The organism is Bradyrhizobium sp. 138 (assembly GCF_023074075.1).
Lineage (GTDB): Bacteria > Pseudomonadota > Alphaproteobacteria > Rhizobiales > Xanthobacteraceae > Bradyrhizobium.
Genome location: NZ_JADPKT010000013.1, coordinates 1 through 1685, shown reverse-complemented (window position 1 = coordinate 1685; position 1685 = coordinate 1). Strand labels below are relative to the sequence as shown.

1 protein-coding gene is annotated in these 1685 nt (G+C 65.8%); it reads left to right on the top strand.

The genetic code is table 11. The features are described 5' to 3' along the window. Positions 1–1685, top strand: a 1685-nt coding sequence (locus IVA79_RS08400; RefSeq protein WP_247551786.1) for a DUF1522 domain-containing protein, incomplete at both ends; no start/stop codon positions are given.

The window sequence follows — 1685 nt, the reverse complement described above, 5'->3', positions numbered from 1 at the left end:
GCCGGCAACGCCCAGCCGGCCGACGGCGACACGCTGACCGTGAACGGCAAGACCATCACCTTCCGCTCGGGCTCGGCTCCGGCGTCGAGCGCGGTTCCGACCGGTTCGGGCGTCAGCAGCAATCTCGTCACCGACGGCAACGGCAACACCACGGTCTATCTCGGCACGGCGGGTACCCCGGCTGCGACCGTCAGCGATCTCTTGACCGCGGTCGATCTGGCCAGCGGCGTGAAGACGGCATCCATCACCGCGGGTGCTGCGACGATCTCAACCAGCGTCAACCAGACCGCTTCGAGCGTTGGTGGCGGCGCGGTCACGCTGAAGAGCTCGACGGGTGCGGATCTGAGCGTCACCGGCAAGGCCGACCTGCTCAAGTCTCTCGGTCTGACCACGTCGGTCGGCGGCGGCAACGCCACCGTGAGCGTCAACCGGACCACGAGCTCAGCCTCGCTCGGTGCGACGATCGCGGACGGCTCGACGCTGAACGTCGACGGTCACGTCATCACCTTCAAGAACGCGCCGATCCCGGGTTCGACCGGTGCTCCGAGCGTTCCGAGCGGGTATGGCTCCAGCGGTAACGTGCTCACCGACGGTGCCGGCAACTCGACGGTCTATCTGCAGGGCGGCACGATCAACGACGTGCTGAAGGCGATCGACCTTGCCACCGGCGTGCAGACCGCGACGGTCAACGCCAACGGCACCGCGACGCTGGCGACGGCCACCGGCCAGACCAACTCGTCGATCAACGCCTCGGGTCAGCTCAAGCTCTCGACCGGCGTCAACGCCGATCTGTCGATCACCGGCACCGGCAACGCGCTGAATGCGCTCGGCTTCGCCGGCAACACCGGGACCTCGACCGCCTTCACCGCGGCGCGCACCTCCGGCGTCGGCGGCCTCACCGGCAAGACCTTGACCTTCTCCTCCTTCAACGGCGGCACGGCGGTCAACGTCACCTTCGGCGACGGCACCAACGGCACGGTCAAGACGCTCGATCAGCTCAACACCAAGCTCCAGGCCAACAACCTGACGGCGACGATCGACGCTAACGGCCTGCTGACGGTCTCGACCACCAACGACTACGCGTCCTCGACCATCGGATCGACGGCGGCGGGTGGTGCGATCGGCGGCACGCTGACGACGGCGCTGACGTTCTCGACGGCTTCCAGCCCCGTCCAGGACACGGTTGCCCAGACCTCGCGTGCCAATCTGGTGTCTCAGTACAACAACATCCTGAACCAGATCGACTCGACGGCGCAGGACTCCTCGTTCAACGGCGTCAACCTCTTGAACGGTGACCAGCTCAAGCTGGTGTTCGACGAGACCGGCAAGTCGAACCTCAGCATCACCGGCGTGACCTACAACTCCAAGGGTCTGGGCCTCGCTGCGTTGACCGGCGGTGTCGACTTCATCGACAACGCCGCGACCAACAAGGTGCTGACCAACCTGAACTCGGCCTCGAGCACGCTGCGTTCGGAAGCTTCGAGCCTCGGTTCGAACTTGACGATCGTGCAGGTTCGTCAGGACTTCAACAAGAACCTGATCAACGTGCTGCAGACCGGCTCGTCCAACCTGACGCTGGCCGACACCAACGTCGAAGCGGCCAACAGCCAGGCGCTGTCGACCCGGCAGTCGATCGCGGTCTCCGCGCTGTCGCTGGCCAACCAGTCGCAGCAGAGCGTGCTGCA